This is a genomic window from Stenotrophomonas sp. 112478_Sma (assembly GCF_056479905.1).
Genome location: NZ_CM151072.1, coordinates 881,502 through 894,998, shown reverse-complemented (window position 1 = coordinate 894,998; position 13,497 = coordinate 881,502). Strand labels below are relative to the sequence as shown.

Below are 13,497 nucleotides of genomic sequence, written 5' to 3'. Positions count from 1 at the left end.
AGGGTCTACGCGCTGGCGGGCTCTTCCACCTTCGGGCCGTCCCACAGCGCATGACCGGCCTTCTTGCGCAGGCGTTCCAGTCGCGCGGCGTGCGCTTCACGTTCCGATGCGGTGGCGACCACGCGCGGACGCGGCAGCAGCTTGGCAGCATCGAACGCCTGCAGCACCGCGCCACCCGCGCCGGCCTCGTCCTCGCCCAGGCCGAAGCCGATCTCTTCCTGCCCTGACGTCAGCGCGATGTAGACATCGCCCAGGATCTGCGCATCGAGCAGGCCGCCGTGCAGTGCACGGTGCGAATTGTCCACGCCCAGCCGCTTGCACAGCGCATCGAGCGAGTTGCGCTGGCCCGGGAAACGCTCGCGCGCCATCGCCAGGGTATCGATCACGGTGCAGCGATCGGTGATCTTCCCGTACTGCGGCCCCAGCAGGGACAGCTCGTTGTCGAGGAAGCCCAGGTCGAATGCCGCGTTATGGATGATCAGCTCGGCACCGTCGATGAACGCCAGGAACTCATCGGCGATCTGCGCGAACTCGGGCTTGTCGGCCAGGAAGTCCAGGGTCAGGCCGGTGACCTCCTGCGCGCCCTGTTCGAACTCACAGTCCGGCTTGATGTACTGGTGATAGTTGTTGCCGGTGGGGCGACGCTTGAACAGCTCCACGCAGCCGATTTCGACGATGCGGTTGCCCTTCTTCCACTCCAGGCCGGTGGTTTCGGTATCAAGGATGATCTGACGCATGGGCTCAGTTTACCGGGCTGGCATCGCGGATCTGGATGGCGGCATTGCGCGCCAGCGTATCGACGCGTTCATTGTCCGGATCGCCGGAATGCCCCTTCACCCAGCGCCAGTCGATCTGGTGCCGCAGCGTGGCCGCATGCAGCCGCTCCCACAGCTCGCGGTTCTTCACCGGATCACCGCCGGCGGTCTTCCAGTTCTTGCGGATCCAACCCGGCATCCATTGGGTCAGGCCCTGCCGCACATACTGGGAGTCGGTGAACAGCACGATGTTGCAGGGCTCGGTCAGCGCCTCCAGGCCGGAAATGGCCGCCATCAGTTCCATCCGGTTGTTGGTGGTATGCGCTTCGCCGCCGCTCAGTTCACGCTCGTGGTCCTTGTAGCGCAGCAACGCGGCCCAGCCGCCGGGACCGGGATTGCCGAGGCAGGATCCGTCGGTATGGATTTCGATGGTTTTCAATACAGCTCCAGAATCAGGTAGCAACGGTGCCATGCCAGCGCACCGGCAGCGGTGTCGGCCCGGGCAGGGCCAACGTACGTTTTTCGGCATGGAACAGGCAGGCCGCGCGCAGCGGGGCCCAACCCCCGCGGCCACGACTGCCGGCGCCCTGCCAGAGCGGGCCCAGGTAGCGCATGTCGTCGCAGTCCAGCCCGTGACGACCCAGCAGCTGGCGGATCCGCTGCGGCGTACGCACCGTCAGGCCATGCTGGCGCCAGTGGGTGCGGAACGGACTGAACGGATTAAGGCTGCTCAACCACAGATGGCCGCCGGGCATCAGCACCCGCTCGCACTCGTCAAGCAGCTGGTCGGCATCAGCGGCCGTCACGTGCTGCAGCACGATGGCATTGACGCTTTCGGTGGCCAGCGGCAGCGGCAGACCGCAGCACGCATCGCCGGCGTAGCGGCCGCCATTGCGGTACAGGCGCAGGCCGCGCCCGCCCGGCTGCGCATCTTCCAGCCAGGCAGCGCTCGGCGCGATCCACATCCAGGGCTGTGCGGGCAGCACCGACAGCTGTGGCAACAGCAGTTGCCGCTCCAGCACGCGCAGGGCCGCCGCCGGCTCGCTGTCGAACCACGGGGCCAGGCTCGCTTGACGGGTGCTCTGCAGCGCGGGCATGGTCCAATTCTATGCGACTGACTGCCCTGCCCGCATTTGCGGACAACTACATCTGGGTGCTGATCGATGATGAAGGCGCTGCCATCGTCGTCGATCCCGGTGATGCCGCGCCGGTGCTCGCGCTGGCCGAACAGGGCCTGCGCGTGGATACCATCCTGCTGACCCACCATCACGACGACCACATCGGTGGCGTGCCGGCCCTGCGTGCCCGTTTTCCCGGCGCGCGGGTGGTCGCACCGGTGGAGGAACGCATCACCACCGCCACCGAACGCGTCGGCGAAGGTGAACGCGTTCAGGCACTGGGCCGGACGTTCCACGTACTATCCGTGCCCGGGCATACCCGCAGCCACATCGCGTTTCACACTGCTGAACATCTTTTCAGCGGAGATTCGTTGTTCAGCCTGGGCTGTGGACGCCTGTTCGAAGGTACGCCGTCCCAGCTGCTGGCATCGATGCGCACGCTGGGTACCTTGCCTGCACGACTGCTGCTTTGTTGTGCCCATGAGTACACCGTGTCAAATGCCGTCTTCGCGCGGCATGTCGACCCCGCCAACGCTGCCCTGCGGCAGCGCCAAGAGGAGGCTTTGGCCATGCGCCGCGATGACCGTTCCACCCTGCCGGTAACCCTGGCCAACGAACTGGACTGCAATCCGTTCCTGCGTGTGCACACCGCGCCGATCCGCGCGGCGGTGTCGGCGCACCTGGGGCGCGACGTCGTTGACGATGTCGATGTGATGGCCGGTCTCCGGCATTGGAAAGACGGCTTCCGCGCATGATGCGCCGAAGTCTGCCGCTGGCCCTGGGCATCGCTCTGGGGCTGGCTGGAACCGCAGGCGCGCAGTCGCTGGGCGCTGGCATCGGCCAGAATCTCACCGCCGCTGCTGCGTTGCCCTTGGATGCCTCTTCGCTGCCACCTGCATCGGTGCGCAATGGCCAGGAGATCTTCTCCAGCTTCCGCGATGGCCTGGCTGAACCCACCTGCGACGCCGAGGCCACCAGCCCGCGCTGGCAGAAGCAGTTCGCGCACGCCCCATCGCGCCTGGCCAACCAGGATGACGATGCACTGGTCCTGTTCGGCTATGTGGTCGAAGAACTGCGCAAGGCCAACCTGCCGACCGAATTCGCGCTGATTCCCTTCGTGGAAAGCGGCTACCGGCCCAATGCCCGCAATGGCAGCGGACCGACCGGGTTGTGGCAGTTCATCGCCACCACCGCCCGCAACCATCGCGTGCCGATGGCCAACGGCTACGACGGCCGCCTGTCGGCGGTGGATTCGACCCAGGCCGCGGTGCGCTACCTGAAAACCCTGCACGGCATGTTCGGCGGCGACTGGCGGCTGGCCACCATGGCCTACAACGCTGGCGAATATCGCGTGCTGCAGGCACTGCGCAAGGCGGGCATGAATGCGCAGAACGCCACGCCCTCGGCCCTGCCCGGCCTGTCGCCGGTCACCTATGCCTACGTCGAGAAGCTTCACGCCCTGGCCTGCGTGCTGGAAGACGTGGAAGAACAGCCGGGCGTCATGGCCTCGCTGGACCGCACCGTGCCGGTGCTGAAGGATCATGCCCTGCCGGCCGGCACCAGCGTCCAGCAGTGGGCCGCCCAGCGCTCACTGGACCCGGCACGCATCGCCCGCCTGAATCCCGCCCTGGCCGCCGGTGGCCGCCCCACGGGCACCACCCGGGTGCTGGCCCCTGTCGCAGCGGCGACCGCCGACGTGGTGGACAGCACGACGGCGCTGGCGGCCTCGGTTTCGCCCGCCTCTGCCCCCGCTGCCTCGCCAGCGCCGCAGGTTGCCCGCACCGTCGCCGCCGCCGTCGACCGTCCGCGCAGCCGTCGGCATACGGTGCGCAACGGCGAGTCGGCCTGGACCATTGCCCGTCGCTACGGCATGCCGGTCAAGGCGCTGCTGTCGCTGAATGGCCTGAGTGGCAGCAGCGTGCTCAAGCCGGGCGCGGTGCTTCGCCTGGAAGACTGACCGGCGCACAGCAGCGCCGCGCGATCCTCCTGCTACCGGGCACCCGCCCACGAAAAAGGCCCGGCAATGCCGGGCCTTTCCGTTCTGCCCGCCGTGGGCTTACAGATTCGCTTCGGTGGTCTGCACCACGAACTTCTTGCGCATCGCGTCGATGTAGGCCTTGGCTGCGGCCATGCCGTCGATCTGGCTCAACTGTTCCTTCAGCTGCTTCTGCTGCTCGGCGGTCACGTCCTTGATGTCGCCCGGATTGACCTTGTTCACCGCGAACACCAGCGCACGGCCGTTGACGTCGACCTTGCCGTAGGTCGGCTTGCCTGCGGTGGGTACCGGCGCGCTGAAGATCGCGCTGTTGATTTCCGGGGTCGGCACCGGCTGGCCACGCGGCAGGCCCGGCATCGGGCTCAGCTGCAGCTTTTCGCTGGCAGCCAGCGACTGCAGGGTGGCACCGCCCTTCAACTTGGCCAGCAGCGCTTCGGCCGCCTTGTCGCTGGCCTGGCGCTGGCGGTCGGCACGGATCGCGGCGATCACCTGCTCGCGGGCCTTCTCCAGCGGCAGCGCCTGCTCCGGCGTGTGGGCCGCGACGCGGATCACGACGCTGTGGTTGGTGGCGCCGCCCAGCGCGATCGGATCGCTGGCGGTCCCGTCCTGCACCAGCACGTCCGAGAACGCGGCGCGCAGCACGGCCGGGTCGCTGGCGATGCCGCTGGCGGTAGCGCGGGTGATCGGTCCCAGGGTCTGCAGCGGCAGCCCCACTTCCTTGGCTGCGGCAGCCAGGTCGCTCGGGCTCTTGTTGATGGCATCGACCAGACGGCCGGCCAGCTCGTTGAAACCGCGCTCACCGTCGGCCTTGAGCTGTTCGGCGGCCAGCGTATCGCGCACGTCCTCGAACGACTTGCCTTCGCCGCCGCGTACCGCGGCCACCTTGATGATGTGGTATCCGTATTCGGTCTTGACCGGACCGATCACATCGCCGGCCTTGGCCGCGAACAGGGCATCGTCAAACGGCTTGACCATCGCGCCAAGCTCCACCCAGCCCAGGTCACCGCCCTGGTCCTTGGAGCCCGGATCCTCGGAGTTGGCCTTGGCCAGGGCTGCGAAGTCGGCACCGGCCGCCTTTGCCTGGGCCGCCAGCTTGTTCGCCTTGGCCTCAGCACCGTCGCCGGTAATCAGGATGTGGGCGGCCTGGCGCTGCTCCGGGGAGGTGAACTTGGCCTTCTCTTCCTCGTAGCGCTTGCGCAGGGTGGCTTCGTCGGCCGGCGTCGGCGCCGGCAGGTTGGCACCGTTGACCTCGACATACTCCAGCGAAACGGTTTCGGCCTGGCGGAAATCCTTGCCATGGCTGTCGTACCACTGCTTGATCTGCGCATCGGTCACCGGGGCCGTGTCAGCCGGCACCGGCGGCAGCGCAGCCAGCTCGACATCACGGGTTTCGCCCAGCAGCTTCAACAGGCGTTCGGTCTCGGCCTGGGTGACAAAACCGGAGTTCTGCAGTCCGGCCGGAATCACCGACTGCTGCAGGCTCTCGCGCACCAGTTCCTGGAACTGGGTCGGAGTACGCGGAGGATTGCCGCCGGCCAGCGCCAGGCGGTAGCTGTTCTCGTTGAACTTGCCATCCGGCCCCTGGAACGCCGGCATGGACGTGATGTACTCGCGCACGGCGCCATCGCCAATCACCACACCCGCCTGCTCGCCGACCAGGCGCACGACCTGCTCGTCGATCAGCTGATCCAGGACCGCCAGCTTGTTCTCGGTGCTTTCGAACGCGCGCGGGTCGAAGTTGTCGCCCTGCTGCTGGCGCTCACGCATGCGCTCCTGCTCGAAACGGGTGCGGAAATCCTGCGCGCTGATCTCATGGTGCTGCCACAGCATGCGTACCGGCCACCACGACGGCGCGGAACGCCACCAGGTCGGCGGTGCGGAAACCTTGGCCACGTTCTGTGCGCCAACGCCACCCAGGTAGCTGTTGTCGATCACGAACAGGAACGGAATCATCAGCAGCCCCAGGATCACGGTGACGATCCAGCCTGAGGTCTTGTCGCGGAGTTTCTGCAGCATGGTGAGGAATCACAAGGCCTGATTGGCGAGCCCGGCAGTGTAACCCGCTTCGTCGCAGGGACCAAAAACGCCAAGGGCGACATGCGCGCAAAGAAAAAGCCCCCGGCATTCGCCGAGGGCTTTTGAAAGTTGGCGGAGCGGACGGGACTCGAACCCGCGACCTCCGGCGTGACAGGCCAGCATTCTAACCAGCTGAACTACCGCTCCGCGCTTGAAACTTTGCAGGCGCCCAGTATATCCGAAGACACCCTGGAAACCCAGCCCGATGAACACTTTTTTCAAAGTTTTTTCACGGGGACTTAAGAACTTCGCAATGGCGGAGCGGACGGGACTCGAACCCGCGACCTCCGGCGTGACAGGCCAGCATTCTAACCAGCTGAACTACCGCTCCGTGCTTGCGACAACCCTTCTGCCTTCGTCCCGGACAGGCCGGGGAGAAGACAAGGCCCCCAGCTTTGGGCCGGGGGCCTCGATGTAATGGCGGAGCGGACGGGACTCGAACCCGCGACCTCCGGCGTGACAGGCCAGCATTCTAACCAGCTGAACTACCGCTCCGCGTTGTACTGCTTGTGTTCTCTTCCGGATCAGGATCAGGGAGAAAACAAAGCCTCCAGCTTTTGGCCGGAGGCCTCGTTGAAGTGGCGGAGCGGACGGGACTCGAACCCGCGACCTCCGGCGTGACAGGCCAGCATTCTAACCAGCTGAACTACCGCTCCACACTCAAACTTTTACCGCGGTGCTGTGGTGGGTGCTGAGGGTTTCGAACCCCCGACCCTCTCCGTGTAAAGGAGACGCTCTACCGCTGAGCTAAGCACCCCAGCGAGCCGCTTAGTTTACAGCATCCTTAAGGGCCTTGCCAGCCTTGAAGGACGGATTCTTCGAAGCAGCGATCTTGATGGTGTCGCCGGTCTTCGGGTTGCGGCCGGTGCGGGCTGCACGGTCGCGGACCTGGAAGGTACCGAAGCCAACCAGGGTGACCGCATCGCCGTCCTTCAGCGCCTTGGTGATGGCAGCAACGACGGCATCGACAGCGCGGCTGGACTCGGCCTTGGTCAGGTCGGCAGCTTCAGCAACGGCGTCGATCAATTCGGTCTTGTTCATTCTCTACAACTCCTTTGGCGGTGGGTTCCGCGGATTCGACAGGGAAGCAACCGCACGCCATCTGCGCGCGATCGCCATGTGGAAACGGTTCGCCGATTCAGAGATCGCCAACAGCGATCACTCATTTGCGAGTGCTGCTTTTATACCAGTGGCCCTACCCCCACGCAAGCTGGAAAGCCAGCAACGACGCGGGTTTCAGGCCATTCGGCAACGCGCGTCAGTGCTTGACGCGCGCGTTTCCACTCGGTTTCGCCTTGCTACGTACCGTGACGCGCTGCGCACTCTTGCGCGCCTTCTTCGGTGCCAGCGGACGCTCCAATGCCAGATCAAGCACTTCTTCGATGTACTTCACCGGCACGATCTTCAGATCACGGGTGACGTTGGCCGGGATGTCGGCCAGATCCTTGCGGTTCTCTTCGGGAATGATGACCGTGCGGATACCGCCACGCAGTGCAGCCAGCAGCTTCTCCTTCAGTCCACCGATGGCGGTGACCCGCCCACGCAGCGTGATTTCGCCGGTCATCGCCACATCGGCACGCACCGGCACCCTGGTCAGCATCGAGACCAGGGACGTCACCATCGCCGCGCCGGCGCTCGGGCCGTCCTTCGGCGTGGCACCGTCCGGAACGTGCAGGTGCACGTCGTGCTTCTGCAGGAAGTCGCTGTCGATGCCGAAACGATCGGCGCGCGAACGCACGACCGACAGCGCCGCCGAAGCCGATTCCTTCATCACGTTGCCAAGCTGGCCGGTCAGGATCAACTGGCCCTTGCCCGGTACCAGCGTCGATTCGATCTGCAGCAGGTCGCCACCGACTTCGGTCCAGGCCAGGCCGGTGACCAGGCCGATCTCGTTTTCTTCCTCGGCGCGACCAAAATCGAAGCGGCGCACGCCCAGGTACTTGTCCAGGTTCTTGCCGGTCACCGTGACCAGCGCCTTGGCCTTCTTCGCGCCCTTTCTGGCCTTCACCGGCTGCGGGCCTGCCAGCGCGATCTCCTTCACCACCTTGCGGCAGATCTTGGCGATCTCGCGTTCCAGATTGCGCACGCCCGACTCGCGGGTGTAGTAGCGCACGATGTCCTGGATCGCATCGCTGCCGATTTCCAGTTCCTCCGGCTTCAGGCCATTGGCCTTGATCTGCTTGGGCACCAGGTAGCGGGTCGCGATGTTGAGCTTCTCATCCTCGGTGTAACCGGGGATGCGGATCACTTCCATGCGGTCCAGCAGCGGGCCCGGAATGTTGAGCGAGTTCGAGGTGGCCACGAACATCACTTCCGACAGATCCAGGTCCACTTCCAGGTAGTGATCGTTGAATGCGTTGTTCTGCTCCGGATCGAGCACTTCCAGCAGCGCCGAGGAGGGATCACCACGGAAGTCCATCGACATCTTGTCGATCTCGTCGAGCACGAACAGCGGGTTCTTGCTGCCGACCTTGTTGAGGTTCTGCACGATGCGGCCCGGCATGGAGCCGACGTAGGTGCGACGGTGGCCACGGATCTCGGCCTCATCACGCACGCCGCCCAGCGACATGCGCACGAACTTGCGGTTGGTGGCCTTGGCGATGGACTGGCCGAGCGAGGTCTTGCCCACGCCCGGCGGCCCGACCAGGCACAGGATCGGGCCCTTCATCTGCTTCACCCGCGACTGCACCGCCAGGTATTCAAGGATGCGCTCCTTGACCTTCTCCAGGCCGTAATGGTCGGCATCGAGCGTATCCTGCGCGGCCTTCAGGTCCTTGCGCACCTTGGTGCGCTTCTTCCACGGCACGCCCAGCAGCCACTCCAGGTAATTGCGCACGACCGCCGCCTCAGCGGACATCGGCGACATCTGCTTGAGCTTGTTCAGTTCGTTGCGCGCCTTGGCTTCCACGGCCTTCGGCATGCCCGCTTCGGCGATCTTGCGGGCCAGCTCTTCCAGCTCGCCCGGCGCGTCGTCGAGGTCACCCAGTTCCTTCTGGATGGCCTTCATCTGTTCATTGAGGTAGTACTCGCGCTGGCTCTTCTCCATCTGCGACTTCACGCGGCCGCGGATGCGCTTTTCCATCTGCTGCACGTCGATCTCGCCGTCGACCAGGCCGACCAGCATCTCCAGGCGCTCGCCGACAGCCAGCGTTTCCAGCAGGCGCTGCTTGTCGGCCAGGCGCACGCTGATGTGGGCGGCGATGGTGTCGGCCAGGCGCGCAGGCTCGTCGATCCCGGCCAGGGTCTGCAGCAGCTCCGGCGGAAGCTTGCGGTTGGTTTTCACGTACTGCTCGAACAGCGACATCAGCGAGCGGGCGATCGCCTCGATCTCGCGCGGCTCGCGCTCGTCCGCAGCGTCGATCTCCACGGCCTGGCCGTGCAGCGAACCGTTGCGTTCGTCGACATGGGTCACCTGCACGCGCGAGAGGCCTTCGACCAGCACCTTGATCGTGCCATCGGGGAGCTTCAGCAGCTGCAGCACCTGCGCCAGCGTACCGACCTGGTAGAGATCGGCCGCATGCGGGTCGTCGGTCTCGGCGGACTTCTGCGCGAGCAGCAGGATGCGCTTGTCTGCCTCCATTGCCTGTTCGAGCGCGTGCATGGACTTGTCACGGCCGACGAACAGCGGGATGACCATGTGCGGGAACACCACTACGTCGCGCAGCGGCAGGACCGGCAGGTCGAGGGTTTCACTTGGGGAACGGGCCATGGGGGCTCCAGGGAAGGGGAAAACCGCCTCCGGGAGGACATCTTCCGGAGACAAAAAAAGCCGATGGCCCCGTTATGGGGCCATCGGCTTTCAGATGCAAGGCATTCCTTTAAAATTCTTTCCAATCAACAACTTGGAAGAATCACTCGGCGCCTGCGGCCTTCTGTTCAGGGGCCGCCGGGGTCTGGTAGATCAGGTACGGCTCGGACTTGTGCTCGATCACCGATTCGTCCACCACCACCTTGCTGACGTTTTCCTGCGAAGGCAGGTCGTACATGGTGTCCAGCAGCACCGATTCGACGATGGTGCGCAGGCCACGGGCGCCGGTCTTGCGCTTGAGCGCCTTGCGGGCGATGGCCGACAGGGCGTCCGGACGGAACTCCAGTTCGACGTTCTCCATCTCGAACAGCTTCTTGAACTGCTTGGTGATGGCGTTCTTCGGTTCGGTCAGGATCTTGATCAGGGCCGGCTCGTCCAGCTCCTCCAGGGTCGCCACCACCGGCAGGCGGCCGACGAACTCGGGAATCAGGCCGAACTTGATCAGATCTTCCGGCTCGACTTCCGCCAGCAGCTTGCCCACTTCCTGCTTGCGCTCGGCGCTCTTCACCTTGGCGCCGAAGCCGATGCTGCCCACGTCGGTGGAACGGGCCTGGATCACCTTGTCCAGGCCGGCGAACGCGCCGCCGCAGATGAACAGGATGTTCTTGGTGTCCACCTGCAGGAACTCCTGCTGCGGATGCTTGCGACCGCCCTGCGGCGGCACGCTGGCCACGGTACCTTCGATCAGCTTCAGCAGGGCCTGCTGTACGCCTTCGCCGGACACGTCGCGGGTGATCGACGGGTTCTCGCTCTTGCGCGAGATCTTGTCGATCTCATCGATATAGACGATGCCCTGCTGCGCCTTCTCGACGTCGTAGTCGCACTTCTGCAGCAGCTTCTGGATGATGTTCTCCACGTCCTCGCCCACGTAACCGGCTTCGGTCAGCGTGGTGGCGTCGGCCATGGTGAACGGCACGTTGAGCAGGCGGGCCAGGGTTTCGGCCAGCAGGGTCTTGCCCGAACCGGTCGGACCGACCAGCAGGATGTTCGACTTCGCCAGCTCGACGTCGTCGTTCTTCTGCCGGCTCTCGATGCGCTTGTAATGGTTGTATACGGCCACGGCCAAGGTGCGCTTGGCACGGTTCTGGCCGATCACGTACTGGTCGAGGACCTCGAGGATCTCGCGCGGCTTCGGCAGCGAGCTGCGCGCCGACTGCGCCTTTTCCTCAAGTTCTTCGCGGATGATGTCGTTGCACAGCTCCACGCATTCATCGCAGATGAACACGCTCGGACCCGCAATCAGCTTGCGCACTTCATGCTGGCTCTTGCCGCAGAAAGAGCAGTAGAGGATCTTGCCGGTGTCCGTGGAACGACCTTGGCGGTCTTCGCTCATGCTTCGCTTACCCAGTTACCCCACCCGCTGAACGGGGGTTCGATTCGAGAATAGCACAGGGCCGGAGGGACACCAGTCCCGCCCGACCCTGCAGGAACGAGGCCTGCCTGGCCCCGTGAAGGCGGCTCAACCCGCCTGGACCGACTCATCCGGGCGACGCTCCAGGACCTGGTCGACCAGGCCGTAGGCCTGCGCTTCGACCGCACTCTTGAAGTTGTCGCGCTCGGTATCGCGAGCGATCGTTTCCAGCGACTGGCCGGTGTGGCGGGCCAGGATCTCATTCAGGCGCGAACGCAGCGTCAGGATCTCGCGCGCGTGGATGTCGATGTCCGTCGCCTGGCCCTGGTAACCCCCCAGCGGCTGGTGGATCATCACGCGCGAATTGGGCAGCGCATAGCGCTTGCCGGCTTCACCTGCGGCCAGCAGGAGGGCACCCATCGAGGCCGCCTGGCCGATGCAGGTGGTGCTCACATTCGGCTTGATGTACTGCATGGTGTCGTAGATCGCCATACCGGCGGTGACCACGCCACCCGGCGAGTTGATGTAGATGTTGATGTCCTTCTCCGGGTTCTCCGATTCCAGGAACAGCAACTGCGCCACCACCACGTTGGCCATGTGATCGTCGATCGGGCCCACGAGGAAGATCAGGCGCTCCTTCAACAGGCGCGAATAGATGTCGTAGGCACGCTCGCCGCGGCTGGTCTGCTCGACCACCATCGGAACCAGGTTCAGGGCTTTGGTTCGGTTGTCCATTACGTGAGGTACCTATCTTGGGGGGAAACAACCCCGCGCCGGCAGGGGCGCGGGGCATACGGTGATCCGCCCGGACTTACTGGCGGATCGCGTCCTGGAACGACAGCTTCTCTTCGGTGTGCTGGGCGCGCTCGGCGATCCAGTCGATCACCTGCTCTTCCATCACACGGTTCTGCAGACCAGACATCAGCTGGGGGTCGTTGCGGTACATCTCAATGACCTGCTCCGGCTCTTCGTAGGTCGAGGCGATCAGACGCAGCGTTTCGTTCAGGCGCTTGGGCTCCAGGCGCAGATCGTTGGTGCGCGCCACTTCGCCGACCAGCAGGCCGACCAGCACGCGCTTGGCGGCGGCGTCCTTGAAACCTTCGTGGGCATCGGCCGGGATCTCGCCCGGGTTGCGGCCGCTGCGGCGGATCTGCTCGACCTGCTGGGCCAGCATCGCGCGGGCTTCGTTCTCGACCAGGCGCGGCGGCATTTCCACCGAGGAATAGGCGGCGATCAGCTGCTCGCCCACTTCACGGCGCAGGCGGTTCATCAGCGCGCCCTTGAGCTCGCGCTCCAGGTTGGCGCGGATGTCGCTGCGGAACTGCTCGACATCACCGCCCTTCACGCCGAAGCTCTTGATGAAGGCCTCATCGACCGCCGGCACCACCGGCTCGGACACTTCGGCAACCTTGACGGTGACCTGCACGGTCTTGCCGGCCAGCACCGGCACGCGCCAGTCGGCCGGGAAATCGACGTCCAGCGTCTTTTCCTCGCCCTTGGCCAGGCCGACCAGGCCCTTTTCGATGGTCTCGAACATCATGCCCTGGCCGAGCACGATCGAACCCTTCTCGGTGCCTTCGGCCGGCAGGCGCTCTTCGCCGGCCTGGGACCAGGTTTCGACCGCGACCAGGTCGCCATCCTGCGCACCACGCGCAACCGGTGCCCAGGTGCGGCGCTGGTTCTGCAGGTTCTCGATCATCTGGTCGATGTCGGCGTCGGTGATCTCGGCGGTGTGGCGCACCACGGTCAGCTTGCTGACGTCGATGTCACCGAAGTCCGGCACCACTTCCACGGTGGCCACGAAGGAGAACTCACCCTCGTCGCCCTTGTCGATGCGCGGGCTGCCGACGATGCGCAGATCGTGCTCACGCACGGCCGCGTCGAAGGTTTCGCGCAGCAGGCCGTCCAGCGCCTCGCCACGGACCTGCGCGCCGAAGCGCTGCTCGATCACCTTGGCCGGCACCTTGCCCGGACGGAAACCCTTGATGCGGGTGGTACGGGCGATTTCGCCCAGGCGGCCGTTGATGTGGCTCTGCAGACGGTCTTCCGGCAGCGAGAAGCTCAGGCGGCGTTCCAGGTTGCCGATGGATTCGATCGAAGCTTGCATGTTGACTCCTGCCACCGGTGGCGCTCTGGCCTCCGGCTCGATGATGGATGAAACGGTTGTAAGGTGACGGCGTCCGGGACGCGCCTGCTTGCCGCAGCCCTTTAGTTTCGCCCAATTCGGCGTGCACTGCCAGCGCAGGCCGGGCAAGCGCCTCGGGAACGCCCGGCGGGGGCGGAGGCAGGCCGGCACTGGTGCGAAAGGGGGGACTCGAACCCCCACGCCTTGCGGCACTGGAACCTAAATCCAGGGCGTCTACCAATTCCGCCACTTTCGCGTGGCCGGCACA

At 65.2% G+C, this 13,497-nt stretch carries 11 protein-coding genes and 6 tRNA genes; 2 read left to right on the top strand and 15 right to left on the bottom strand.

Annotated elements, in window-relative coordinates; genetic code table 11:
* Positions 1–5 precede the first annotated feature (5 nt).
* From dnaQ to ACZK08_RS04095, 3 genes are read right to left on the bottom strand one after another with little or no spacing between them, the layout of a single operon-like run.
* Positions 6–737 carry a DNA polymerase III subunit epsilon gene (dnaQ, locus tag ACZK08_RS04105; protein WP_053519058.1) on the bottom strand — a complete coding sequence of 244 codons (732 nt, stop codon included), beginning with the start codon at positions 735–737 and terminating at the stop codon, positions 6–8.
* A 4-nt stretch (positions 738–741) separates the two neighbouring features.
* Positions 742–1,194, bottom strand: a complete 453-nt coding sequence (gene rnhA / locus ACZK08_RS04100) for a ribonuclease HI (RefSeq protein ID WP_053519056.1) — start codon at positions 1,192–1,194, stop codon at positions 742–744.
* Positions 1,195–1,207: 13 nt separating this feature from the next.
* The gene (locus tag ACZK08_RS04095) at positions 1,208–1,852 is read right to left on the bottom strand and encodes a methyltransferase domain-containing protein (protein ID WP_053519054.1); all 645 of its coding nucleotides are present in this window, start codon (positions 1,850–1,852) and stop codon (positions 1,208–1,210) included.
* 11 nt (positions 1,853–1,863) lie between these two features.
* On the opposite strand from ACZK08_RS04095, the gene gloB reads away from it, so the two are divergent.
* Positions 1,864–2,628, top strand: a complete 765-nt coding sequence (gloB, locus tag ACZK08_RS04090; protein ID WP_053519052.1) for a hydroxyacylglutathione hydrolase — start codon at positions 1,864–1,866, stop codon at positions 2,626–2,628.
* On the top strand, positions 2,625–3,830 hold the full coding sequence (locus tag ACZK08_RS04085) for a lytic transglycosylase domain-containing protein (protein ID WP_065182465.1): 1,206 nt from the start codon (positions 2,625–2,627) through the stop codon (positions 3,828–3,830). Before gloB ends, ACZK08_RS04085 begins: the two co-directional genes overlap by 4 nt.
* Before the next feature lie 99 nt (positions 3,831–3,929).
* Here ACZK08_RS04085 and ACZK08_RS04080 read toward each other — a convergent pair whose 3' ends face one another.
* The 12 genes from ACZK08_RS04080 to ACZK08_RS04025 form a co-directional block, all read right to left on the bottom strand.
* Positions 3,930–5,885 carry a peptidyl-prolyl cis-trans isomerase gene (locus ACZK08_RS04080; RefSeq protein WP_478452487.1) on the bottom strand — a complete coding sequence of 652 codons (1,956 nt, stop codon included), beginning with the start codon at positions 5,883–5,885 and terminating at the stop codon, positions 3,930–3,932.
* Between the two features lie 130 nt (positions 5,886–6,015).
* A tRNA-Asp gene (locus ACZK08_RS04075) sits at positions 6,016–6,092 on the bottom strand.
* Positions 6,093–6,199: 107 nt separating this feature from the next.
* Positions 6,200–6,276, bottom strand: a tRNA-Asp gene (locus ACZK08_RS04070).
* Positions 6,277–6,363: 87 nt separating this feature from the next.
* Positions 6,364–6,440 (bottom strand) — tRNA-Asp (locus ACZK08_RS04065).
* A gap of 84 nt (positions 6,441–6,524) precedes the next feature.
* Positions 6,525–6,601, bottom strand: a tRNA-Asp gene (locus ACZK08_RS04060).
* Between the two features lie 26 nt (positions 6,602–6,627).
* Positions 6,628–6,702, bottom strand: a tRNA-Val gene (locus ACZK08_RS04055).
* Between the two features lie 11 nt (positions 6,703–6,713).
* The gene (locus ACZK08_RS04050; RefSeq protein ID WP_005408270.1) at positions 6,714–6,986 is read right to left on the bottom strand and encodes an HU family DNA-binding protein; all 273 of its coding nucleotides are present in this window, start codon (positions 6,984–6,986) and stop codon (positions 6,714–6,716) included.
* A 217-nt stretch (positions 6,987–7,203) separates the two neighbouring features.
* Positions 7,204–9,654, bottom strand: coding sequence for an endopeptidase La (gene lon / locus ACZK08_RS04045; RefSeq protein ID WP_053520353.1), 2,451 nt, complete (start codon positions 9,652–9,654; stop codon positions 7,204–7,206).
* A gap of 142 nt (positions 9,655–9,796) precedes the next feature.
* Positions 9,797–11,086, bottom strand: coding sequence for an ATP-dependent Clp protease ATP-binding subunit ClpX (gene clpX, locus ACZK08_RS04040; RefSeq protein ID WP_053520352.1), 1,290 nt, complete (start codon positions 11,084–11,086; stop codon positions 9,797–9,799).
* A 126-nt stretch (positions 11,087–11,212) separates the two neighbouring features.
* The gene (gene clpP, locus ACZK08_RS04035) at positions 11,213–11,839 is read right to left on the bottom strand and encodes an ATP-dependent Clp endopeptidase proteolytic subunit ClpP (protein ID WP_053520351.1); all 627 of its coding nucleotides are present in this window, start codon (positions 11,837–11,839) and stop codon (positions 11,213–11,215) included.
* A 76-nt stretch (positions 11,840–11,915) separates the two neighbouring features.
* Positions 11,916–13,211, bottom strand: a complete 1,296-nt coding sequence (tig, locus tag ACZK08_RS04030) for a trigger factor (RefSeq protein WP_053520350.1) — start codon at positions 13,209–13,211, stop codon at positions 11,916–11,918.
* 189 nt (positions 13,212–13,400) lie between these two features.
* Positions 13,401–13,485: transfer RNA gene (locus tag ACZK08_RS04025), tRNA-Leu, on the bottom strand.
* Positions 13,486–13,497 lie beyond the last annotated feature (12 nt).